Below are 21498 nucleotides of genomic sequence, written 5' to 3'. Positions count from 1 at the left end.
AGCACCTCCTTATGACCTCATTATTCTTCGATTTCTTTCACGTTGACAAGGTGAGCGACTTTGTTAATCATCCCGCGAATGGCAGGATTATCGTTATGAACGACAGTCTGATGCATTTTCCGCAAGCCGAGCGTTCGAACGGTGACGCGTTGATCTTCCGGACGGCCAATCACGCTGCGTGTGAGGGTAATCGCCAGTTTTTTTGCCATGATCGTTCCCCCCTTATCCTAACAGTTCCTCGACTGTTTTGCCGCGCAATTTTGCGACGTCTTCGGCGCGTTTCAATTGTTTTAAGCCGTCAAACGTGGCACGCACCATGTTGACCGGTGTGTTCGAACCAATGGATTTCGACAAAATGTCGCTGATGCCTGCCAGCTCCAAAACGGCACGCGCCGGACCGCCGGCGATGACTCCCGTACCTTCGGAAGCCGGTTTTAAAATGATTTCTCCAGCGCCAAAGTGGCCGATCACTTCGTGTGGAATCGTCGTGCCAACGATCGGCACTTCAATTAAGTTTTTCTTCGCATCTTCAATCGCTTTGCGGATCGCTTCCGGAACTTCTTGCGCTTTCCCAGTGCCAAAGCCGACATGGCCGTTTTTGTCGCCGACGACAACCAAGGCAGAGAAGCGCAGGCGGCGTCCGCCTTTCACGACTTTTGCTACACGGTTGACTGCGACTACACGTTCTTCCAATTCAAGTTTGTTTGGGTCGATACGACGCATCGTTGTCCCTCCTTTGTAATTAGAATTCTAGGCCAGTTTCACGGGCGGCATCCGCTAATGCTTTCACTCGGCCGTGGTACAAATACCCGCCGCGGTCAAAGACGACTTGTTTAATGCCTTTTTCCAACGCCCGCTTGGCGACGAGTTCGCCGACTTTCTTCGCCGCTTCAATGTTGTTTGTCGAATCCAAAGTGAATTCTTTATCCAATGTCGAGGCGCTGACGATCGTTGCCGATTTCGTATCGTCGATCACTTGCGCGTAAATGTGTTTGTTCGAACGGAACACGCTCAACCGCGGACGTTCAGCCGTGCCAAAGATTTTTTTGCGGATGCGTGCGTGTCTTTTTTTCCGAACCGCGTTTCGATCCACTTTCGTGATCATCGAATGTCACTCCTTTCGCTTCGCTATGCCGCGTTATTTACCCGTTTTGCCTTCTTTTAAGCGCACCAGTTCGCCTTCGTAGCGAATGCCTTTGCCTTTATACGGCTCCGGCGGACGTACGGCGCGAATGTTGGCCGCCAGCTCGCCGACGCGCTGTTTGTCTGCGCCTTTGACGATGATTTTCGTTTGGGACGGCACTTCAATTTCAAGCCCTTCTTCCGGCTCAATTTCGACCGGATGAGAATAACCGACGCTCAACACCAGCTTTTTCCCTTGTTTCGACGCCCGGTATCCGACCCCAACGAGTTCGAGCGCTTTTTCGTAGCCTTTCGAAACGCCTTCGACCATGTTGGCGAGCAGGCTGCGCGTTGTGCCGTGCAGCGCACGATGTTGTTTTTCATCGCTTGGACGCGTCACCGTCATCACGTTGCCCTCAACGGTGATCGTCATATCCGGGTGGAACGTGCGGGTCAGTTCCCCTTTTGGCCCTTTCACCGTGACCGTATTGCCGTTGATCGTAACCGTAACACCGGCCGGAATTTCAATTGGTTTTTTGCCGACACGTGACATGTCAAAAACACCTCCATTCTTGAGCAGATAAATTACCAAACGTAGGCGATCACTTCGCCGCCCGTGCCTTTTTGCCGTGCTTCTTTGTCCGTTAAAATGCCTTGCGATGTCGAAAGAATGGCGATTCCTAAGCCGTTTAAGACGCGCGGCACTTCATGGGCTTTGACATACACGCGCAATCCTGGCTTGCTGATGCGTTTCAGCCCGGTAATGACACGTTCGTTGTTCGGACCGTATTTCAGAAAAATGCGGAGAATCCCTTGTTTGTTGTCTTCGATATATTCATAATCACGAATAAACCCTTCGCGCTTTAAGATTTCCGCGATTTCCCGCTTGATTTTCGAAGCCGGGACTTCGAGTTTTTCGTGACGCACCATGTTCGCATTGCGGATGCGAGTCAGCATATCAGCAATTGGATCTGTCATCACCATTTGTTTTACCTCCTTCCCAATCAATGGGTTGATTACCAGCTGGCTTTTTTAATGCCTGGAAGTTGACCTTTATATGCGAGTTCACGGAAACAAATACGGCACAGTTTAAATTTGCGGTAAACCGAGTGCGGGCGGCCGCAGCGCTCGCAGCGGGTGTACGCTCTTACTTTAAACTTCGGCGTCCGTTTTTGTTTCGCGATCATCGATTTTTTAGCCACGATTTCGCCTCCCTTGTGCTATGGGATTATTTTTGGAATGGCATGCCGAGCAATGCCAGCAATTCGCGCGCTTCTTCGTCGGTGTTGGCCGTTGTGACGATCACGATGTCCATGCCGCGCACTTTGTTCACTTTATCGTAGTCGATCTCTGGGAAAATGAGCTGTTCTTTAATGCCGAGCGTATAGTTGCCGCGGCCGTCAAACGATTTTTTTGATACGCCGCGGAAGTCGCGCACGCGCGGAAGCGAGACCGAAATCAACTTATCGAGAAACTCATACATCCGTTCGCCGCGCAGCGTCACTTTCGCCCCGATCGCCATTCCTTGGCGCAGGCGGAAGCCAGCGATCGATTTTTTCGCGCGTGTCACTACTGGACGTTGGCCGGAGATCAATGTCAGCTCTTCAACGGCGCTGTCTAACGCTTTCGGATTTTGCACCGCGTCGCCGACGCCCATGTTGATGACGATTTTTTCGATTTTTGGCACTTGCATGATCGATTTATAGTTGAACTTGCTCATGAGAGCAGGAACGACTTCATTTACATACTTCTCTTTCAGGCGGTTCATAAAAGTACCTCCTTTCCTGCGTCACGGTTATTTATCTAAAATCTCTCCGGATTTTTTCGCGTAGCGCACTTTTTTGCCGTCAACCACTTTATAGCCAATGCGCGTCGGTTCGCCTGTTTTCGGATCGAGCGGCATCACTTTGGAAACATGGATCGGCGCTTCTTTTTCGATAATGCCGCCTTGCGGGTTGGCTTGCGATGGTTTCGCGTGCTTTTTCACGATGTTGACGCCTTCGACGATGACGCGGTTTTTCTTCGGAAATGCCGCGAGGATGACGCCTTGTTTGCCTTTGTCTTTTCCGGAGATCACTTGCACTTTATCACCTTTTTTTACATGCATCGCATTCGCACCTCCTTGAAACGCTGTTCCGTTCCGTTAGATAACTTCCGGGGCCAACGAAATGATTTTCATGAAGTCTTTGTCGCGCAGTTCGCGGGCAACCGGTCCGAAAATCCGCGTGCCGCGCGGGCTTTTGTCATCGCGGATGATGACGCAGGCGTTTTCGTCAAAACGGATGTAAGAGCCATCCGGACGGCGCACTCCGCGTTTCGTGCGAACAACGACCGCTTTCACGACTTGACCTTTTTTAACAACGCCACCTGGTGTCGCATCTTTAACCGTAGCGACCACGATGTCGCCGATGTTCGCATAGCGGCGGCCCGAGCCTCCAAGCACTTTAATGACGAGCACTTCGCGTGCGCCAGAGTTATCAGCTACTTTCAAGCGAGATTCTTGTTGAATCATCGACGAAACCTCCTTTCGGAATTATCTCTCCGAACTAAGCGAAGAACCATTAGAGAACAACGGCTTTCTCAACGATTTCGACCAAACGGAAGCGTTTCGTGGCCGACAGCGGGCGAGTCTCCATGATTTTGACGATGTCGCCGACTTTCGCTTCGTTATGTTCATCGTGCGCTTTGTATTTTTTCGAATATTTCACGCGCTTGCCGTACAGCGGATGTTTTTTGTACGTTTCCACCAATACGGTGATCGTTTTGTCCATTTTGTCCGATACAACCCGTCCAACGTACACTTTGCGTTGATTGCGTTCGCTCATTTCGCAAACCTCCTCTCAAACAACATTATTTATTGGCAGCGAGCTCACGTTCGCGAATGATCGTTTTCATGCGGGCGATGTCTTTGCGCACTTGACGGATGCGCGCCGTGTTTTCCAATTGGCCGGTCGCCAGCTGGAAGCGAAGGTTGAACAGTTCTTCCTTCAACGCTTTAATTTTTTGTTCGATTTCGGCAGTGGTCAACTCACGGATTTCTTTCGCTTTCATTACGCTTCACCACCAGTTTCTTCACGTTTTACAAATTTGCATTTGATCGGAAGTTTGTGAGAAGCGAGACGCAATGCTTCACGTGCCACTTCTTCAGAAACACCGCCCACTTCAAACATCACTTTGCCCGGTTTCACAACGGCAACCCATCCTTCCGGCGCCCCTTTACCGGAACCCATCCGCACTTCAAGCGGCTTGGCGGTATACGGTTTGGATGGGAAAATGCGGATCCATACTTTCCCGCCCCGTCTCATGTAACGAGTCATCGCCCGGCGAGCCGCTTCGATTTGCCGGTTCGTAATCCAGGCCGATTCCAATGCTTGCAAGCCAAATTCACCGAAATGAACTTCCGTACCGCCTTTCGCGCGGCCTTTCATCCGTCCGCGATGTTCGCGGCGATATTTGACGCGTTTTGGCATCAACATGATTATTTTCCTCCTTCCTCGGCTTTTTTCTTAGTCGGAAGGACTTCCCCACGATAAATCCATACTTTGACGCCGATTTTTCCGTACGTCGTGTCGGCTTCTGCCGTCGCATAGTCAATGTCAGCGCGCAACGTATGGAGTGGAACCGTCCCTTCGCTGTAATGTTCCGAACGAGCGATATCGGCCCCGCCTAAACGGCCGGATACCATCGTTTTGATCCCTTTCGCCCCGGCGCGCATCGCCCGTTGAATGGCTTGTTTTTGCGCCCGGCGGAACGAAACGCGGTTTTCCAATTGGCGAGCGATATTTTCAGCGACAAGTTTCGCGTCCAAATCCGGCTTTTTAATTTCAACGATGTTGATATGAACCCGCTTGCCCGTCAGCTGCGCGAGCGCTTTGCGGAGCGCTTCGACTTCAGAGCCACCTTTCCCGATCACCATGCCCGGTTTCGCCGTATGGATCGTGACGTTGACGCGGTTGGCTGCCCGTTCGATCTCCACGCGGGAAACGGCCGCATCTTGCAGGCGTTTGTTGAGATATTCACGGATTTTCAAGTCTTCGTGCAGCAGATCGGCGTAGTCTTTTTCCGCATACCATCTTGATTCCCAGTCACGAATGATGCCGATGCGCAGACCGATCGGATGAACCTTTTGACCCACGGATTATCCCTCCTTCTTTTCTGAAACGACGATCGTAATATGGCTTGTGCGTTTGTTGATGGCGCTTGCCCGTCCCATCGCGCGCGGACGGAAACGTTTCAGCGTCGGACCTTCATCGACATAGGCTTGAGAAACCACCAAGTTGGTAACGTCCATGTCATAGTTGTGCTCAGCGTTGGCGACCGCTGATTTCAATACTTTTTCGATGATCGGAGAAGCCGCTTTTGGCGTATGGCGCAAAATCGCGAACGCTTCGCCGACTTCTTTGCCACGAATCAAGTCAATGACTAAGCGCGCTTTGCGAGGAGCGATGCGAACGGTTCTCGCAACTGCTTTAGCTTGCATATCTAGAACCTCCTCTCATTACCGTTTCGTTTTCTTGTCATCGCCGGCATGGCCGCGGAACGTGCGCGTCGGCGCGAATTCCCCGAGCTTGTGCCCGACCATGTCTTCCGTGATGTAAACGGGAACGTGTTTACGGCCATCGTACACTGCGATCGTATGCCCGACAAATTGCGGGAAGATCGTCGAACGGCGAGACCATGTTTTGATCACTTGTTTTTGCCCTGTTTCATTCAATTTTTCAATCTTTTTCATCAAATGTTCATCGCAAAACGGACCTTTTTTCAAGCTGCGACCCATAAGTGAACCTCCCTTCTGAATTGCGCTCGTTCATTACTTCTTGCGGCGACGGATGATGAATTTATCCGATTTGTTTTTCTTTTTGCGCGTTTTGTAGCCAAGCGTCGGTTTGCCCCACGGCGTCATCGGCGATTTGCGTCCGATTGGTGCTTTGCCCTCACCACCGCCGTGCGGATGGTCAACCGGGTTCATGACCGAACCGCGGACTGTCGGACGAATGCCAAGCCAGCGAGCGCGTCCCGCTTTCCCGATGTTGACAAGCTCATGCTGCTCGTTGCCGACTTCGCCGACCGTAGCGCGGCATTTGCCCAAAATCAGGCGCACTTCGCCGGAAGCAAGACGAACGATGACATATTTTCCTTCTTTCCCAAGCACTTGGGCTGACGTGCCTGCTGCGCGCACCAATTGCCCGCCGCGGCCTGGTTTCAGCTCGATGTTGTGGACGAGCGTACCGACCGGGATGTTCTCAAGCGGCAGCGCATTGCCCACTTTAATGTCTGCGTCCGGGCCGGACATGATTTCCATGCCGACTTTTAAGTTTTTCGGCGCGATAATGTAGCGCTTCTCGCCATCAGCATAGTTGATGAGCGCGATATTGGCGGAACGGTTCGGATCGTATTCGATCGTAGCAACGCGTCCCGGAATTCCGTCTTTGTCGCGTTTAAAGTCGATGATCCGGTATTGGCGTTTATGGCCACCGCCTTGATGGCGAACCGTGATTTTCCCTTGGTTGTTGCGGCCCGCTTTTTTCTTTAACGGAGCGAGCAGCGATTTTTCTGGCTGATCTGTCGTAATTTCCGAGAAATCCAGCACCGTCATGCCGCGACGGCCGTTCGATGTCGGTTTATATTTTTTAATCGCCATCGGAATGTCCCTCCTTCGTCACAAATATGAGTTCGTTACACTTCGAACAGTTCGATCTCTTTGCTGTCCGGCGTCAGCGTCACGATCGCTTTGCGGCGGCGGTTCGTATAGCCGCTGTAACGGCCGACGCGTTTAAATTTCCCTTTATAGTTCATGATGTTGACTTTTTCGACTTTGACGCCAAAAATTTTCTCAACGGCGTCTTTTACTTCCGTTTTGTTCGCTTTGACGTCGACTTCAAACGTATATTTTTTTTGCCCGATCAAGTCCATTGTGTTTTCCGTGATGATGGGGCGCTTAATAATGTCGCGAGGGTCTTTCATTATGCAAGCACCTCCTCTACCTTCTCCACGGCCGCCTTCGTAATGACGAGCTTGTCGTGGTTCAGCACATCAAGCACATTGATGCCGCTGGCCGCCACCACTTTGACGCCCGGGATGTTGCGCGCCGACAAATACACGGTTTCGTTCAATTCGTCGGTGACAATGAGCGCTTTCCGGTCAACCGAGAGGTTATTCAAAATTTTTACCATTTCTTTCGTTTTCGGCGCTTCCAACGACAATTGGTCCAAGACAACGATGTCGTTTTCGAGCACTTTCGAAGACAAAGCCGATTTGATCGCCAAACGGCGAACTTTTTTCGGCAGTTTGTAGCTGTAGCTGCGCGGTACCGGACCGAAGACCGTGCCGCCGCCGCGCCATTGCGGAGCGCGAATCGAACCTTGGCGGGCGCGTCCTGTCCCTTTTTGACGCCACGGTTTGCGGCCGCCGCCGCTCACTTCAGCGCGGTTTTTCGTTTTGTGCGTTCCTTGGCGCATCGAAGCGCGTTGCATGATGACTGCTTCAAACAACACATGTTTATTTGGCTCAATCCCAAAAACGGCGTCGTTCAGTTCAATTTCGCCGACTGTCTGTCCGTTTTGGTTGTACAATGCTACTTTTGGCATTACGTAGTTCCTCCTTTCTTGGCCGGATGTTATTTCGCCTTCTTCGCCGCTTTCACAGCGCTTTTGACAATCACTAAGCCTTTTCTCGGTCCTGGCACATTGCCTTTAATGAGCAGCAAGTTGCGTTCCGGATCGACTTTGACGATTTTCAAGTTTTGGATCGTCACACGCTCGCCACCCATGCGGCCCGGCAAGTTTTTCGTTTTGAATACGCGGTTCGGCGCGATGGCCCCCATCGAACCAGGGCGACGATGGTAGCGAGAACCGTGAGCCATTGGTCCGCGCGATTGGCCGTGGCGCTTGATGGCCCCTTGGAACCCTTTCCCTTTCGAAGTGCCTGTGACGTCCACGATGTCGCCTTCGCTGAAAATGTCCACTTTCACTTCTTGACCAACTTCGTATTCATCCACGTTGGCGCCACGGATTTCGCGAATGAAGCGCTTAGGTGCCGTGTTTGCTTTGGCAGCATGGCCGATTTGCGGTTTGTTGGCGCGCTTTTCGCGAATGTCTTCAAAACCTAATTGAATCGCTTCGTAACCGTCGTTTTCGATCGTTTTCTTTTGCAAAACGACGTTCGGCGTCGCTTCGATGACAGTTACCGGAATCAAATCGCCGTTTTCCGCAAATACTTGCGTCATACCGATTTTTCTTCCTAAGATTCCTTTCGTCATTGGTCACACCTCCTAATCCATTAAAGTTTAATTTCAATGTCCACACCGGACGGCAAATCCAATCGCATTAACGAATCCACCGTTTGCGGAGTCGGATTGATGATGTCAATCAAGCGCTTATGTGTCCGCATCTCGAATTGTTCACGGGAGTCTTTGTATTTGTGAACGGCGCGCAGGATCGTATACACCGTTCTTTCTGTCGGCAGCGGAATCGGACCCGACACTTTTGCCCCAGAACGTTTTGCGGTTTCCACAATTTTCTCCGCTGACTGATCCAAAATTCGATGATCGTAAGCTTTTAAACGAATGCGAATTTTTTCTTTTGCCATTTGGTTTCCCTCCTTCTTCGCCTATTTTGAAAATAGACTTCTCCACGGAAATTTCCTGCACACCGCCGTGGCAAAGCGGCCGGGTGTGTCAGCAACCTTCCGCTTCATCGCAGTCAAAGACCAACATTTGATATTATACTGGTATGTAAGGGAGATTGCAAGCCATTTCTTCGCTTTTCCCACACTTCTTCATTATACCGAGGCACCGGGCCGTTTTCAACATCGCCTCGGGAAAAGGAAAGATGGAAGGGGAGCACATGCAAGCACCACGCTCGCTCGAGGAAAAAGGGTGAACCAACGTTGGGGGCGTCGCTCTTTTGGCCAATAGGCAAAAGAAAAAGGCTGACCGAAAAAACGCCGCCGTTCAAGATCGCACAACTTGATAGAAAACGAAAGAGGGTGTCCCGATCGTTTTCCGGACACCCTCTTTTCGCTTCAATTATTCAATGATTTGCGATACCGAACCAGCGCCAACCGTGCGGCCGCCTTCACGGATCGAGAATTTCGTTCCTTCTTCGATCGCGATCGGAGCGATCAGTTCGACCGTCATTTCGACGTTGTCGCCAGGCATAACCATCTCAACGCCTTCCGGAAGCGTGATGATGCCCGTTACGTCCGTCGTACGGAAGTAGAATTGCGGACGGTAGTTCGAGAAGAACGGCGTATGGCGTCCGCCTTCTTCTTTCGTCAAAACGTAAACTTGCGCTTTAAATTTCGTATGCGGCGTGATCGAGCCCGGTTTCGCCAACACTTGGCCGCGCTCAACTTCATCGCGCGATACACCGCGGAGAAGCGCACCGATGTTGTCGCCGGCTTCCGCTTGGTCGAGAAGCTTGCGGAACATTTCTACGCCCGTAACCGTCGTCGATTTCGGTTCATCGGAAAGACCGATGATTTCAACCGGATCGCCGACTTTCAACGTACCGCGCTCAACACGGCCCGTCGCAACCGTACCGCGGCCCGTAATCGAGAAGACGTCCTCGATCGGCATCATGAACGGTTTGTCTACTTCACGTTGCGGCGTCGGGATGTACTCGTCAACCGCGTTCATCAGTTCAAGAATTTTTTCTTCCCATTGCGGGTCGCCTTCGAGCGCTTTTAATGCCGAACCTTTGATGACCGGCACTTCATCGCCCGGGAAGTCGTATTCAGAGAGCAGATCGCGAACTTCCATTTCAACGAGCTCAAGCAATTCTTCGTCGTCCACCATGTCGCATTTGTTCAAGAACACAACGATGTACGGAACGCCAACTTGGCGGGAGAGAAGAATGTGCTCGCGCGTTTGCGGCATCGGACCGTCCGCTGCCGATACAACAAGGATTGCACCGTCCATTTGCGCTGCGCCCGTGATCATGTTTTTGACGTAGTCCGCGTGCCCTGGGCAGTCAACGTGCGCATAGTGGCGATTGTCCGTTTCATACTCAACGTGCGCCGTCGAGATCGTGATTCCGCGCTCACGCTCTTCCGGAGCCGCGTCGATTTGGTCGTATGCTCTCGCTTCCGCCTTTCCTTGTTTTGCCAAAACCGTCGTGATGGCAGCTGTCAACGTCGTTTTCCCATGGTCAACGTGGCCGATCGTGCCGATGTTGACGTGCGGTTTCGTGCGTTCGAATTTCGCTTTAGCCATGAGAGATCCTCCTTAAAAATGAAAATATAATGGATATGGTTGTTAAGTATAGGATGCTTGGGAACAAAATGTTCCCAAGTCTTACTTACATAAGTATTTATAGCGAAACTAGCAAAAGAAATCAATTATTCGCCTTTATTTTTTTTGATAATTTCATCGGCGATGTTTTTCGGAACTTCTTCGTAATGATCAAACACCATCGAGAATGTTCCGCGCCCTTGCGTGTTCGAACGGAGCGATGTCGCATAACCGAACATTTCGGCCAGCGGCACCATCGCGCGAACGACTTGAGCGTTGCCGCGCGCTTCCATTCCCTCAACGCGGCCGCGCCGGGACGTGATGTCACCCATGATGTCACCAAGGTACTCTTCAGGAATGACCACTTCCACTTTCATGATCGGCTCCAACAGAACCGGATCACACTTCGCGGCGGCGTTTTTCAGCGCCATGGAAGCGGCGATTTTGAACGCCATTTCGCTCGAGTCGACATCGTGGTACGATCCGTCGAACAGTTTCGCTTTAATGTCGACAACCGGATAGCCGGCTAAGACGCCGTTTTGCATCGCTTCTTCCAGCCCCGCTTGAACGGCTGGCACGTATTCTTTCGGAACGACCCCACCGACGATGGCGTTCTCGAATTCGAAGCCTTTGCCGCGCTCGTTTGGCGAAAATTCAATCCAAACGTGACCGTATTGACCGCGGCCACCGGACTGACGGATAAACTTCCCTTCGACTTGCGCCGATTTGCGGAACGTTTCACGGTAAGCGACTTGCGGCGCGCCGACGTTCGCTTCGACTTTGAATTCACGGCGCATCCGGTCGACGATGATGTCAAGATGCAGCTCGCCCATTCCCGAGATGATCGTTTGTCCCGTTTCCGGATCGGTGTGAGCGCGGAATGTCGGGTCTTCTTCTTGCAATTTTTGCAACGCTTGGCTCATTTTGTCTTGGTCGGCTTTCGATTTTGGTTCGATCGCCACCGAAATGACCGGCTCTGGGAACTGCATCGATTCAAGAATGACAAGATTTTTCTCATCACATAGAGTATCGCCGGTCGTCGTGTCTTTTAAACCGACTGCGGCCGCAATATCGCCGGCATACACTTTCGAAATTTCTTGCCGGTGGTTCGCGTGCATTTGCAAGAGACGGCCGATCCGTTCGCGTTTGCGTTTCGTCGAGTTCATGACGTACGAGCCGGAATCAAGCGTGCCGGAATAGACGCGGAAGAACGTCAATTTTCCAACATACGGGTCGGTCATGATTTTGAACGCGAGCGCCGCAAATGGAGCGTCGTCACGCGCTTCGCGAGTCACTTCTTCTTCCGTATCCGGAACGATACCGCGAATCGCCGGAATGTCGATCGGAGACGGCAAGTAGTCGACAACCCCGTCAAGCAGCAGCTGAACGCCTTTGTTTTTGAAGGCCGAGCCGCAGAAGACCGGGAAGAATTCCACGCTGATCGTCGCTTTGCGGATCGCCGCTTTCAACTCTTCTTTCGTGATTTCTTCCCCTTCTAAATATTTCATCATCAGCTCTTCGTCAAGCTCAGCTACCGCTTCAATGAGCTTGGCGTGATATTCTTCCGCCATATCGCGGTAGTCTTCCGGAATGTCGATGCGCTCGATGTTTTTGCCGAGCTCATCGTGATAATGATACGCGCACATTTCGACAAGGTCGATGATGCCAGAAAACTGGTCCTCAGCGCCAATCGGCAGCTGCACTGGATGCGCGTTTGCTTGCAGGCGGTCATGAAGCGTTTTTACCGCATACAAGAAATCGGCGCCGATTTTGTCCATTTTGTTGACAAACACAATCCGCGGAACACCGTAAGTCGTTGCTTGACGCCAAACGGTTTCCGTTTGCGGCTCTACGCCGGATTGCGCGTCCAATACGGTAATCGCGCCGTCCAACACGCGCAACGACCGCTCAACCTCAACCGTAAAGTCGACGTGCCCCGGCGTGTCAATGATGTTGATGCGATGGCCTTTCCATTGCGCCGTTGTCGCCGCCGACGTAATCGTAATCCCGCGTTCTTGTTCTTGCTCCATCCAGTCCATCGTGGCTGCGCCTTCGTGCACTTCCCCGATTTTATGAACGCGGCCGGTGTAGAACAAGATCCGCTCGGTTGTCGTCGTTTTCCCGGCGTCAATGTGCGCCATGATCCCGATGTTGCGAGTGTTTTCTAAGGAGAACTCTCGTGCCATAGCGGTTATTTTCTCCTTCCTTCAATATAAAGTATAAACAGATGGCGCCGCCCTCTTTTCTTTCACAAAGCGGAACAGCCTTGCTGAAAAAAGCTCCAATATATAGGAAGATAGGTGAACAGGCAGCGATCGTGCCTTCTCACCTATTCCTTTTAAGTTAAGCGGCGGTCCTTACCAGCGGTAGTGGGCGAAAGCTTTGTTCGCTTCGGCCATTTTGTGCGTGTCTTCGCGTTTTTTCACCGCTGCGCCCGTGTTGTTGGCAGCGTCCATAATTTCGTTTGCCAAGCGCTCTTCCATCGTTTTTTCATTGCGAAGGCGGGCGTATTGCACGAGCCAACGCAGACCGAGGGAAATGCGGCGGTCCGGACGGACTTCGACCGGAACTTGGTAGTTCGCCCCACCGACGCGGCGAGCGCGCACTTCCAACACCGGCATCACGTTTTTCAACGCTTGCTCAAACACTTCCATCGGATCTTTACCCGTGCGTTCACGGATCATATCAAACGATGTATAAAGAATTTTTTGTGCTTTCGATTTTTTGCCGTCAACCATAATTTTATTGATCAGACGGGTAACCAGTTTGGAATTGTAAATCGGATCCGGCAATACGTCACGCTTAGCAACAGGGCCTCTACGTGGCATAGTGTTTCCTCCCTTCAGGAAAACATTCTCTTCATTTCATTATTTTTTCGCTGCTTTTGGTTTTTTCGCACCGTACTTCGAACGACCTTGCATCCGGTTCGCTACGCCAGCGGTATCGAGCGCGCCGCGGATGATATGGTAGCGCACCCCTGGCAAGTCTTTGACACGTCCGCCGCGGATCAACACAACGCTATGCTCTTGCAAGTTGTGGCCAATCCCCGGAATATAGGCCGTTACTTCAATGCCGTTCGTCAGGCGGACACGGGCGTACTTCCGAAGCGCCGAGTTCGGTTTTTTCGGCGTCATTGTGCCAACACGCGTGCATACGCCGCGCTTTTGCGGAGACGACACGTTCGTTTGTTCTTTTTTGAAGCTGTTGTACCCTTTGTTCAACGCAGGGGATTTTGACTTAAATACTTTTTTCTCGCGTCCTTTGCGGACCAGTTGGTTGATTGTAGGCATGAAAAGCTCCTCCTTTCGCGTGTTTTAAGCCCACATATCCAGGCGGTTCATCTTTTATGCAAACAAAGGTTTAAAGGCAAAAGAAAAGCGCTTAGCGAAGAATCGCCACCGCGGCCGCGCCGACCTGGATTTTGCAAGCTTTGCCGAGCTTTTTCATCGAATCGACTTTCGTGACCGGCACATTCGCCTCATTGGCGGCCGTCGTCACTTGCTCGATGATCGGCGAGTCGGCATCCGTCGCCACGATCACTTCTACCGCTTTCCCTTCCTTTAAAGCCCTTATCGTTTGTTTGGTTCCAATCACAATTTTCCCAGCCTGTAATACTTTTTCATAAGACATGTAACATATCCTCCAAAGTACCAGGTTGTTGGAACACCTTTATTAGACTACCATTTTCTTTGGCGATTGTCAACAGCATTTTGCAGTCGGTGCCGCCGCTAAGGATAACCTTAGCGGGCGGCGCCGTTCACATTATTTGGACGAAACCGGGTCGCCGGCCGTTTCTTTCTTGATGGCCGGTTTTACGTTGCGATAGCGAGCCATGCCGGTTCCGGCCGGGACCAATTTTCCGATAATGACGTTTTCCTTCAAGCCAAGGAGCTCATCGCGTTTTCCTTTGATGGCTGCATCCGTCAAGACGCGCGTTGTTTCTTGGAACGAAGCAGCCGACAAGAACGAATCGGTCTCCAGCGAGGCTTTGGTAATGCCAAGCAGCACTTGACGAGCCGTGGCCGGGCGTTTTCCTTCGCGCAGAGCTTGGGCATTGACGTCCGTAAATTGATGAACGTCCAACAGCGTGCCCGGCAGCACGTCGGTGTCTCCGGCATCAATGACGCGCACTTTGCGCAGCATTTGCCGCACCATGACCTCAATGTGCTTATCGCTGATTTCCACCCCTTGCATCCGGTAAACTTTTTGTACTTCGCGGAGCAAGTATTCTTGGACGGACGTGATGTCGCGCACGCGCAGCAGCTGTTTCGGGTCAACCGAGCCTTCCGTCAGCTCTTGGCCGCGTTCGACACCCTGCCCTTCTTGGACTTTCAGCCGCGCGTTGTACGGCGCTACGTACGTGCGCGTTTCCACCTCGCTTTGGACGACGATTTCATATTGGTTGTCGCGCGTTTCGTTAATCGAAATAACCGTGCCGTCGATTTCCGAAATCACGGCTTGCCCTTTCGGATTGCGCGCTTCAAACAGCTCTTGCACCCGCGGCAACCCTTGGGTGATATCATCGCCGGCGACGCCGCCTGTATGGAACGTCCGCATCGTCAGCTGCGTGCCCGGCTCGCCGATCGACTGAGCGGCGATGATGCCGACCGCTTCGCCAACTTCGACGTCCATGCCGGTCGCCATGTTGCGGCCATAACATTTTTTGCAGACGCCATGGCGCGTGTTGCAGGCGAAGACGGAGCGAATCCACACTTCCGTTATGCCGGCTTTCACGATCTCATTGGCGATATCTTCGGTGATCATCTCGTCTTTGCGAACGATCACCTCTCCCGTTTCCGGATGGCGCACCGTTTTATGCGCATAGCGGCCGACAAGCCGTTCCTCGAGCTTGACCACCACTTCTGTGCCGTCGGTCAGCGCTCGCGCCAAAATGCCGCGGTCGGTGCCGCAATCTTCCTCGCGGACGATGACGTCTTGCGCCACGTCGACGAGGCGGCGCGTGAGGTAACCCGAGTCGGCTGTTTTGAGCGCCGTATCCGCCAACCCTTTCCGCGCGCCGTGTGTGGAGATAAAGTATTCCAAGACCGTCAAACCTTCGCGGAACGACGACTTGATCGGCAGCTCGATGATCCGGCCGGCCGGGTTGGCCATCAAGCCGCGCATCCCCGCAAGCTGCGTAAAGTTCGAGGCGTTCCCGCGAGCGCCGGAATCGCTCATCATAAAAATCGGGTTGCGCTTGTCGAGCGATTTCATCAGCCGGTCTTGAATTTTGTCTTTCGCCGCGCTCCAGATGGAAATGACGCGCTCATACCGCTCTTCGTCGGTAATCAATCCGCGGCGGAACTGCTTCAAAACCGTATCGACTTTCGTTTGCGCTTCATCCAAAATTTCTTGTTTTTCCGGCAAAACGACGATGTCAGCGACACCGATCGTGATGCCCGCCTTCGTCGAATATTGGAAGCCGAGGTCTTTCATCCGGTCAAGCATTTTCGATGTTTCAGTAATTTTGAAACGCTTGAACACTTCAGCGATAATTTGCCCGAGCACTTTTTTCTTAAACGGCGGGACAGGCTCGCGTTTGCGAATCTCTTCGCGCACGTTGACCCCTTTGTCAAGGAAGTACTTATCCGGCGTCCGCCCTTCAATGTTTTCCGTTGTCGGCTCGTTGATGTACGGGAACGACTTCGGCAAAATTTCATTGAAAATGAGCTTGCCGACGGTCGTCAGGAGCAGCTTGCTGTTTTGTTCCTCAGTAAACGTTTCGTTGTTCAGCGAGCCGGCATGAATGGCGATGCGCGAATGGAGATGGACGTAACCGTTATGATAAGCAAGCAACGCCTCGTCCGTGTCTTTGAACACCATGCCTTCGCCGATGGCCCCTTCGCGCTCCATCGTCAAGTAGTAGTTTCCTAAAACCATGTCTTGCGATGGGGTAACGACCGGTTTGCCGTCTTTCGGGTTCAAAATGTTTTGCGCCGCCAACATCAACAAGCGCGCTTCGGCTTGCGCCTCAGCCGACAACGGCACGTGCACGGCCATTTGGTCGCCGTCGAAGTCGGCGTTGTACGCCGTACAAACGAGCGGATGAAGACGGATCGCCCGCCCTTCGACAAGCGTCGGCTCGAACGCCTGAATGCCGAGACGGTGCAGCGTCGGGGCGCGGTTTAACAGCACCGGATGTTCTTTAATGACATCTTCGAGCACATCCCATACTTCCGGATGGACGCGCTCGATTTTCCGTTTCGCGCTTTTAATGTTGTGCGCCAAGCCCCGCTCGACAAGCTCCTTCATAACAAACGGCTTAAACAGCTCAAGCGCCATTTCTTTCGGCAAGCCGCATTGATACATTTTCAAGTTCGGGCCGACGACAATGACGGAACGGCCGGAATAGTCGACCCGCTTGCCGAGCAAGTTTTGCCGGAAGCGGCCTTGCTTCCCTTTCAGCATATGAGAGAGCGACTTTAACGGACGGTTCCCGGGACCCGTCACCGGACGGCCGCGGCGGCCGTTGTCGATCAACGCATCAACGGCCTCTTGCAACATCCGTTTCTCGTTTTGGACGATAATGTTCGGCGCGCCGAGGTCGAGAAGCCGTTTCAGCCGATTGTTGCGGTTGATGACGCGGCGGTACAAATCGTTTAAGTCCGACGTCGCAAACCGACCGCCGTCAAGCTGCACCATCGGGCGCAATTCCGGTGGAATGACCGGCAGCACATCAAGCACCATCCATGCTGGATCGTTTCCTGAGCTGCGGAACGCCTCAAGTACCTCTAGGCGCTTAATGATGCGGGTGCGCCGCTGACCTTGCGCCGTTTTCAACTCCTCTTTCAGCGCGTTGACTTCTTTATCTAAATCAATGTCCTGGAGCAGTTTTTTGATCGCCTCCGCCCCCATCGACGCTTGGAATGATTGGCCGTATTTTTCGCGATAGGCGCGGTACTCTTTTTCCGACAGCAGCTGTTTTTTCTCAAGCGGTGTATCGCCCGGGTCGGTGACGACGTAGGAAGCAAAATAAATGACTTCCTCAAGCGCCCGCGGCGACATGTCAAGGACGAGCCCCATTCGGCTTGGGATCCCTTTGAAATACCAAATGTGCGACACCGGGGCGGCGAGCTCAATATGGCCCATCCGTTCGCGGCGAACTTTCGAACGCGTCACTTCGACGCCGCAACGGTCGCAGACGACGCCTTTGTAGCGAACGCGCTTATATTTGCCGCAGTGGCACTCCCAGTCTTTCGTCGGGCCGAAAATGCGCTCGCAAAACAGGCCGTCCTTTTCCGGCTTCAGCGTCCGGTAGTTGATCGTCTCCGGCTTTTTCACTTCGCCGTACGACCAAGAACGAATTTTTTCTGGGGAAGCGAGCCCGATTTTCATGTACTCAAATTTATTGACATCCAGCAAGGGGTATACCTCCCTTATTTGATCCGTCGGTTTTGCTCCATGGCTTGTTTGCCGTCCATCCGCTCGAACGGCCGGCGGCGGGGGAATCCCCCCGCCTAACCGTCATGACCGCTTCACTCTTTCGTCACGACATCTTTTTCTTCGTCAGCTTCTTCCGCTTCAACCGGCTTGACGTCAGCCATAATGGCGTCCGGAACATGGTCGTCATCGTCATCAAAGTGTTCCATGTTGATCTCTTGCTCGTCGCTCGTCAAAACCGTGACGTCCATGCCCAAGCTTTGCAATTCCTTAATCAACACTTTAAACGACTCCGGCACCCCCGGCTCAGGGATATTCTCCCCTTTGACGATCGCCTCGTACGTTTTGACGCGGCCGACGACGTCATCGGACTTGACAGTTAGGATTTCTTGCAGCGTATAGGCAGCTCCGTACGCCTCAAGCGCCCATACTTCCATTTCGCCAAAGCGCTGGCCGCCAAACTGCGCCTTGCCGCCAAGCGGCTGTTGCGTGACGAGCGAATACGGGCCCGTCGAGCGAGCGTGAAGCTTGTCGTCCACCATGTGGGCGAGTTTGATCATGTACATAATCCCGACTGACACGCGGTTGTCAAACGGCTCACCGGTGCGGCCGTCATACAGCACGGTTTTCGCGTCGCGGGCCATGCCGGCCTCTTCGAGAATGTTCCATACATCCTCTTCCGTTGCGCCGTCAAAGACCGGAGAGGCGATATGCAAGCCGAGCTTTTTCGCCGCCATGCCAAGGTGCAGCTCAAACACTTGCCCAATGTTCATCCGCGACGGAACGCCGAGCGGGTTTAGCATGATATCAACCGGGGTGCCATCCGGCAAGAACGGCATATCTTCTTCCGGAAGAATACGGGAAATGACCCCTTTGTTCCCGTGGCGACCAGCCATTTTGTCACCTTCGGAAATTTTTCGCTTTTGCACAATGTAAACGCGCACCAATTGGTTGACGCCTGGCGGAAGCTCGTCGCCGTCTTCGCGGTTGAACACTTTGACATCGAGGACGATGCCGCCGCCGCCGTGCGGCACACGCAATGACGTATCGCGCACCTCGCGCGCTTTTTCCCCGAAGATCGCGTGCAGCAGCCGTTCTTCAGCCGTCAGTTCGGTCATCCCTTTTGGCGTCACTTTGCCAACGAGCAAGTCGCCGTCCTTCACTTCTGCACCGATGCGGACGATGCCGCGTTCATCCAAGTTTCTCAGCGCGTCTTCACCGACGTTCGGGATGTCGCGCGTAATTTCTTCCGGGCCGAGCTTCGTATCACGCGATTCGGCTTCGTATTCTTCGATATGAATTGACGTGTACACATCTTCTTTGACGAGCCGCTCGCTCATAATGATGGCATCCTCATAGTTGTAACCATCCCATGTCATGAAGGCGACGAGCACGTTGCGGCCAAGAGCGAGTTCGCCTTTATCCATCGACGGACCGTCCGCCAAAATCTCGCCTTTCTCGACAATGTCGCCTTTTTTCACAATTGGCCGTTGATTGTAGCACGTGCCTTGGTTCGAGCGCACAAATTTCAGCAGCCGATATTTATCTAAATCACCCTTGACTTCTTTGCCGTCGACTTCAATGAGCCGGCGCACCCAAATTTCCTTCGCCTCCACGCGTTCGACAATGCCGCGGTGTTTGCAAATGACCGCCGCGCCGGAGTCTTTCGCCGAGACGTACTCCATGCCCGTGCCGACGATCGGCGCTTCCGGCTCGAGCAGCGGCACCGCTTGTCGCTGCATGTTGGCTCCCATCAAGGCGCGGTTCGAGTCGTCGTTTTCCAAAAACGGAATGCAAGCGGTCGCGGCCGAGACGACTTGTTTGGGCGAAACGTCCATGTAGTCGACGCGGTCGCGCTTGACAACGATGTTTTCGCCGCGGAAACGGGCGATGACGTTTTCTTCAAGAAACGTTCCGTCTTCGGCAAGCGGCACGTTCGCCTGCGCCACGACATAGTTATCTTCCTCGTCGGCCGTCAAATAATCAATATGGTCGGTTACTCTCCCTGTTTCCGGGTCAACGCGCCGGTACGGCGTCTCAATAAAGCCGAACTTGTTCACTTTCGCGTAGGTCGACAACGAGTTGATGAGGCCGATGTTCGGACCTTCCGGCGTCTCGATCGGACACATCCGCCCGTAGTGCGAATAGTGAACATCGCGCACCTCAAACCCGGCGCGCTCGCGCGTCAATCCGCCAGGGCCAAGCGCGGACAGGCGGCGCTTATGCGTCAGTTCGGCCAACGGGTTCGTTTGATCCATGAACTGCGACAGCTGCGAGCTGCCGAAAAACTCTTTGATCGACGCAATGACTGGCCGAATGTTGATCAACTGCTGTGGTGTAATCGTATTTGTATCTTGGATCGACATGCGTTCGCGCACAACGCGCTCCATGCGCGATAGGCCGATGCGGAATTGGTTTTGCAGCAGTTCGCCGACCGAACGGAGGCGGCGGTTGCCTAAATGGTCGATGTCATCCGTATCGCCGACGCCGTGGAGCAAGTTGAAGAAATAGCTGATCGACGCAATGATGTCCGCTGGCGTAATATGTTTCACATCCTCAGCAATAAAGCCGTTGCCGATGACATTGATCACTTTGTCGCCATCTAAATCATTCGGGGCGTAAATTTTGACCGTCTGCACGGAAATGTCGCCGTCCGCCACCCCTTCAATCGGTCGGTACGTTCGCAAACCGATGCCTTTTTCCAAATAAGGAAGAAGACGGTTCAGCGTTCGGCGGTCGATCATCGCTCCCGCTTCCGCAATGACCTCCCCGGTTTCCGGGTCGGCGATCGTCTCAGCGAGCCGCTGATTGAACAGCCGGTTTTTAATATGAAGCTTTTTGTTGATTTTATAGCGCCCCACGCTGGCCAAGTCGTAGCGTTTCGGGTCAAAAAAGCGCGACGCAAGCAAGCTTTTCGCGTTCTCAAGCGTCGGCGGCTCGCCTGGACGGAGGCGCTCATAAATTTCGATCAACGCCTTTTCTGTGCTGTCGGTATTATCTTTTTCGAGCGTATTGCGCAAGTATTCATTGTCGCCAAGCAGATCGATGATTTCTTGGTCGGAGCTGAACCCGAGCGCACGAAGAAGCACCGTCACCGGCAGTTTGCGGGTGCGGTCGATACGCACGTAAACGACGTCTTTCGCATCGGTTTCGTACTCAAGCCATGCGCCGCGGTTCGGAATCACCGTCGCCGAGTAGCCGCGCTTGCCGTTTTTGTCCACTTTGTCGCTGTAGTACACGCTTGGTGAACGAACGAGCTGGGACACAATGACGCGTTCCGCTCCGTTGATGATAAACGTCCCGGTTTCCGTCATGAGCGGAAAATCACCCATAAACACGTCTTGTTCCTTCACTTCGCCCGTTTCCTTATTGATCAGGCGAACTTTGACGCGAAGCGGAGCCGCATATGTAACATCGCGTTCTTTCGCCTCTTCCACCGAGTATTTTGGCTCTCCTAAACTATAGTCGATAAATTCAAGCGAGAGATTGCCGGAAAAATCTTCGATCGGGGAAATTTCCTTGAACATTTCCCGCAGCCCTTCATCGAGAAACCATTGGTAAGAGGACGTTTGAATTTCAATCAAGTTCGGCAATTCCAGCACTTCGCTAATGCGTGCGTAGCTTCTGCGTTGGCGGTGTCGCCCGTATTGAACCAGTCGGCCTGTCAAGAGTGATTCACCCCTCAAATGTAGACATTATGAAAACCGGAACCGGAACGTGGTCGCCAACGGATCGGAAGGGACATAAAAAACCATCCCTATCAG

At 52.9% G+C, this 21498-nt stretch carries 27 protein-coding genes; all 27 read right to left on the bottom strand.

Features of this window, described 5'->3' with window-relative positions; translation table 11 throughout:
• Window positions 1-20 precede the first annotated feature (20 nt).
• Entirely contained in the window at window positions 21-209 is a 189-nt protein-coding gene (rpmD, locus tag NST29_RS00745; RefSeq protein WP_025039211.1) for a 50S ribosomal protein L30, read from the bottom strand.
• A 13-nt stretch (window positions 210-222) separates the two neighbouring features.
• Window positions 223-723 (bottom strand): 30S ribosomal protein S5, encoded by a 501-nt coding sequence (rpsE, locus tag NST29_RS00740; protein ID WP_033020982.1) that lies wholly within the window; start codon window positions 721-723, stop codon window positions 223-225.
• A gap of 19 nt (window positions 724-742) precedes the next feature.
• Window positions 743-1105 carry a 50S ribosomal protein L18 gene (gene rplR, locus NST29_RS00735; protein WP_033020984.1) on the bottom strand — a complete coding sequence of 121 codons (363 nt, stop codon included), beginning with the start codon at window positions 1103-1105 and terminating at the stop codon, window positions 743-745.
• 33 nt (window positions 1106-1138) lie between these two features.
• Window positions 1139-1675: a 50S ribosomal protein L6 gene (rplF, locus tag NST29_RS00730; protein WP_033020986.1), complete on the bottom strand. Its 537-nt coding sequence runs from the start codon at window positions 1673-1675 to the stop codon at window positions 1139-1141.
• 32 nt (window positions 1676-1707) lie between these two features.
• On the bottom strand, window positions 1708-2106 hold the full coding sequence (gene rpsH / locus NST29_RS00725; RefSeq protein ID WP_012820490.1) for a 30S ribosomal protein S8: 399 nt from the start codon (window positions 2104-2106) through the stop codon (window positions 1708-1710).
• 32 nt (window positions 2107-2138) lie between these two features.
• Window positions 2139-2324, bottom strand: a complete 186-nt coding sequence (locus tag NST29_RS00720) for a type Z 30S ribosomal protein S14 (RefSeq protein WP_003247599.1) — start codon at window positions 2322-2324, stop codon at window positions 2139-2141.
• A gap of 26 nt (window positions 2325-2350) precedes the next feature.
• Window positions 2351-2890, bottom strand: coding sequence for a 50S ribosomal protein L5 (gene rplE, locus NST29_RS00715; protein ID WP_033020988.1), 540 nt, complete (start codon window positions 2888-2890; stop codon window positions 2351-2353).
• Between the two features lie 27 nt (window positions 2891-2917).
• The gene (gene rplX, locus NST29_RS00710; RefSeq protein WP_033020989.1) at window positions 2918-3229 is read right to left on the bottom strand and encodes a 50S ribosomal protein L24; all 312 of its coding nucleotides are present in this window, start codon (window positions 3227-3229) and stop codon (window positions 2918-2920) included.
• A gap of 36 nt (window positions 3230-3265) precedes the next feature.
• On the bottom strand, window positions 3266-3634 hold the full coding sequence (gene rplN / locus NST29_RS00705; RefSeq protein ID WP_033020993.1) for a 50S ribosomal protein L14: 369 nt from the start codon (window positions 3632-3634) through the stop codon (window positions 3266-3268).
• Window positions 3635-3683: 49 nt separating this feature from the next.
• Window positions 3684-3947, bottom strand: a complete 264-nt coding sequence (gene rpsQ, locus NST29_RS00700; protein WP_033008672.1) for a 30S ribosomal protein S17 — start codon at window positions 3945-3947, stop codon at window positions 3684-3686.
• Between the two features lie 25 nt (window positions 3948-3972).
• Window positions 3973-4173, bottom strand: a complete 201-nt coding sequence (rpmC, locus tag NST29_RS00695; RefSeq protein WP_011229628.1) for a 50S ribosomal protein L29 — start codon at window positions 4171-4173, stop codon at window positions 3973-3975.
• Entirely contained in the window at window positions 4173-4598 is a 426-nt protein-coding gene (rplP, locus tag NST29_RS00690; protein ID WP_011229627.1) for a 50S ribosomal protein L16, read from the bottom strand. The genes rpmC and rplP overlap by 1 nt, the downstream gene beginning before the upstream one ends.
• Window positions 4599-4600: 2 nt before the next feature.
• The gene (gene rpsC, locus NST29_RS00685; protein WP_033020994.1) at window positions 4601-5257 is read right to left on the bottom strand and encodes a 30S ribosomal protein S3; all 657 of its coding nucleotides are present in this window, start codon (window positions 5255-5257) and stop codon (window positions 4601-4603) included.
• Between the two features lie 3 nt (window positions 5258-5260).
• On the bottom strand, window positions 5261-5602 hold the full coding sequence (gene rplV / locus NST29_RS00680) for a 50S ribosomal protein L22 (protein WP_033020996.1): 342 nt from the start codon (window positions 5600-5602) through the stop codon (window positions 5261-5263).
• A gap of 18 nt (window positions 5603-5620) precedes the next feature.
• A complete protein-coding gene (gene rpsS, locus NST29_RS00675; protein ID WP_003247570.1) occupies window positions 5621-5899 on the bottom strand; it encodes a 30S ribosomal protein S19 in 279 nt (92 codons plus the stop codon).
• Between the two features lie 33 nt (window positions 5900-5932).
• Complete coding sequence (rplB, locus tag NST29_RS00670) at window positions 5933-6763, bottom strand: 50S ribosomal protein L2 (RefSeq protein WP_033020998.1); 831 nt, start codon at window positions 6761-6763, stop codon at window positions 5933-5935.
• A gap of 35 nt (window positions 6764-6798) precedes the next feature.
• Window positions 6799-7086, bottom strand: a complete 288-nt coding sequence (gene rplW, locus NST29_RS00665; protein ID WP_033020999.1) for a 50S ribosomal protein L23 — start codon at window positions 7084-7086, stop codon at window positions 6799-6801.
• Complete coding sequence (gene rplD, locus NST29_RS00660) at window positions 7086-7709, bottom strand: 50S ribosomal protein L4 (protein ID WP_033021001.1); 624 nt, start codon at window positions 7707-7709, stop codon at window positions 7086-7088. The genes rplW and rplD overlap by 1 nt, the downstream gene beginning before the upstream one ends.
• Window positions 7710-7738: 29 nt before the next feature.
• Entirely contained in the window at window positions 7739-8380 is a 642-nt protein-coding gene (rplC, locus tag NST29_RS00655; RefSeq protein ID WP_033021002.1) for a 50S ribosomal protein L3, read from the bottom strand.
• Between the two features lie 20 nt (window positions 8381-8400).
• Window positions 8401-8709 carry a 30S ribosomal protein S10 gene (gene rpsJ, locus NST29_RS00650; protein WP_008881945.1) on the bottom strand — a complete coding sequence of 103 codons (309 nt, stop codon included), beginning with the start codon at window positions 8707-8709 and terminating at the stop codon, window positions 8401-8403.
• Window positions 8710-9148: 439 nt separating this feature from the next.
• On the bottom strand, window positions 9149-10336 hold the full coding sequence (gene tuf / locus NST29_RS00645; protein ID WP_033021003.1) for an elongation factor Tu: 1188 nt from the start codon (window positions 10334-10336) through the stop codon (window positions 9149-9151).
• A 125-nt stretch (window positions 10337-10461) separates the two neighbouring features.
• Window positions 10462-12540 (bottom strand): elongation factor G, encoded by a 2079-nt coding sequence (gene fusA / locus NST29_RS00640; protein WP_033021005.1) that lies wholly within the window; start codon window positions 12538-12540, stop codon window positions 10462-10464.
• Between the two features lie 171 nt (window positions 12541-12711).
• Complete coding sequence (gene rpsG, locus NST29_RS00635; RefSeq protein WP_033021007.1) at window positions 12712-13182, bottom strand: 30S ribosomal protein S7; 471 nt, start codon at window positions 13180-13182, stop codon at window positions 12712-12714.
• Between the two features lie 39 nt (window positions 13183-13221).
• Window positions 13222-13644 carry a 30S ribosomal protein S12 gene (rpsL, locus tag NST29_RS00630; RefSeq protein ID WP_033021009.1) on the bottom strand — a complete coding sequence of 141 codons (423 nt, stop codon included), beginning with the start codon at window positions 13642-13644 and terminating at the stop codon, window positions 13222-13224.
• A gap of 91 nt (window positions 13645-13735) precedes the next feature.
• Complete coding sequence (locus NST29_RS00625) at window positions 13736-13984, bottom strand: 50S ribosomal protein L7ae-like protein (RefSeq protein WP_033021011.1); 249 nt, start codon at window positions 13982-13984, stop codon at window positions 13736-13738.
• Between the two features lie 132 nt (window positions 13985-14116).
• Window positions 14117-17716, bottom strand: coding sequence for a DNA-directed RNA polymerase subunit beta' (gene rpoC, locus NST29_RS00620; protein ID WP_033021013.1), 3600 nt, complete (start codon window positions 17714-17716; stop codon window positions 14117-14119).
• 113 nt (window positions 17717-17829) lie between these two features.
• Window positions 17830-21402, bottom strand: a complete 3573-nt coding sequence (gene rpoB / locus NST29_RS00615) for a DNA-directed RNA polymerase subunit beta (RefSeq protein WP_339232576.1) — start codon at window positions 21400-21402, stop codon at window positions 17830-17832.
• Between the last annotated feature and the right edge of the window lie 96 nt (window positions 21403-21498).

It is taken from the genome of Geobacillus sp. FSL W8-0026 (assembly GCF_037966255.1).
Taxonomy (GTDB): Bacteria; Bacillota; Bacilli; order Bacillales; family Anoxybacillaceae; genus Geobacillus; species Geobacillus icigianus.
The sequence above is the reverse complement of the archived record's forward strand: the minus strand, read 5'-3'. Positions and strand labels throughout refer to the sequence as shown.

What these genes read in the sequence shown, in the direction of transcription:
- rplP (WP_011229627.1), bottom strand. Translation starts at nt 4,598, where the DNA reads ATGTTGATGCCAAAACGCGTCAAATATCGCCGCGAACATCGCGGACGG.
- rpsS (WP_003247570.1), bottom strand. Translation starts at nt 5,899, where the DNA reads ATGGGTCGCAGCTTGAAAAAAGGTCCGTTTTGCGATGAACATTTGATG.
- rpmD (WP_025039211.1), bottom strand. Translation starts at nt 209, where the DNA reads ATGGCAAAAAAACTGGCGATTACCCTCACACGCAGCGTGATTGGCCGT.
- rpmC (WP_011229628.1), bottom strand. Translation starts at nt 4,173, where the DNA reads ATGAAAGCGAAAGAAATCCGTGAGTTGACCACTGCCGAAATCGAACAA.
- tuf (WP_033021003.1), bottom strand. Translation starts at nt 10,336, where the DNA reads ATGGCTAAAGCGAAATTCGAACGCACGAAACCGCACGTCAACATCGGC.
- rplN (WP_033020993.1), bottom strand. Translation starts at nt 3,634, where the DNA reads ATGATTCAACAAGAATCTCGCTTGAAAGTAGCTGATAACTCTGGCGCA.
- rpsJ (WP_008881945.1), bottom strand. Translation starts at nt 8,709, where the DNA reads ATGGCAAAAGAAAAAATTCGCATTCGTTTAAAAGCTTACGATCATCGA.
- rplX (WP_033020989.1), bottom strand. Translation starts at nt 3,229, where the DNA reads ATGCATGTAAAAAAAGGTGATAAAGTGCAAGTGATCTCCGGAAAAGAC.
- rplB (WP_033020998.1), bottom strand. Translation starts at nt 6,763, where the DNA reads ATGGCGATTAAAAAATATAAACCGACATCGAACGGCCGTCGCGGCATG.
- rplR (WP_033020984.1), bottom strand. Translation starts at nt 1,105, where the DNA reads ATGATCACGAAAGTGGATCGAAACGCGGTTCGGAAAAAAAGACACGCA.
- rplF (WP_033020986.1), bottom strand. Translation starts at nt 1,675, where the DNA reads ATGTCACGTGTCGGCAAAAAACCAATTGAAATTCCGGCCGGTGTTACG.
- rplE (WP_033020988.1), bottom strand. Translation starts at nt 2,890, where the DNA reads ATGAACCGCCTGAAAGAGAAGTATGTAAATGAAGTCGTTCCTGCTCTC.
- rplV (WP_033020996.1), bottom strand. Translation starts at nt 5,602, where the DNA reads ATGCAAGCTAAAGCAGTTGCGAGAACCGTTCGCATCGCTCCTCGCAAA.
- NST29_RS00625 (WP_033021011.1), bottom strand. Translation starts at nt 13,984, where the DNA reads ATGTCTTATGAAAAAGTATTACAGGCTGGGAAAATTGTGATTGGAACC.
- rplC (WP_033021002.1), bottom strand. Translation starts at nt 8,380, where the DNA reads ATGACGAAAGGAATCTTAGGAAGAAAAATCGGTATGACGCAAGTATTT.
- fusA (WP_033021005.1), bottom strand. Translation starts at nt 12,540, where the DNA reads ATGGCACGAGAGTTCTCCTTAGAAAACACTCGCAACATCGGGATCATG.
- rplW (WP_033020999.1), bottom strand. Translation starts at nt 7,086, where the DNA reads ATGAAAGACCCTCGCGACATTATTAAGCGCCCCATCATCACGGAAAAC.
- rpsL (WP_033021009.1), bottom strand. Translation starts at nt 13,644, where the DNA reads ATGCCTACAATCAACCAACTGGTCCGCAAAGGACGCGAGAAAAAAGTA.
- rpsE (WP_033020982.1), bottom strand. Translation starts at nt 723, where the DNA reads ATGCGTCGTATCGACCCAAACAAACTTGAATTGGAAGAACGTGTAGTC.
- rpsG (WP_033021007.1), bottom strand. Translation starts at nt 13,182, where the DNA reads ATGCCACGTAGAGGCCCTGTTGCTAAGCGTGACGTATTGCCGGATCCG.
- rpsQ (WP_033008672.1), bottom strand. Translation starts at nt 3,947, where the DNA reads ATGAGCGAACGCAATCAACGCAAAGTGTACGTTGGACGGGTTGTATCG.
- rpsH (WP_012820490.1), bottom strand. Translation starts at nt 2,106, where the DNA reads ATGGTGATGACAGATCCAATTGCTGATATGCTGACTCGCATCCGCAAT.
- rplD (WP_033021001.1), bottom strand. Translation starts at nt 7,709, where the DNA reads ATGCCAAAAGTAGCATTGTACAACCAAAACGGACAGACAGTCGGCGAA.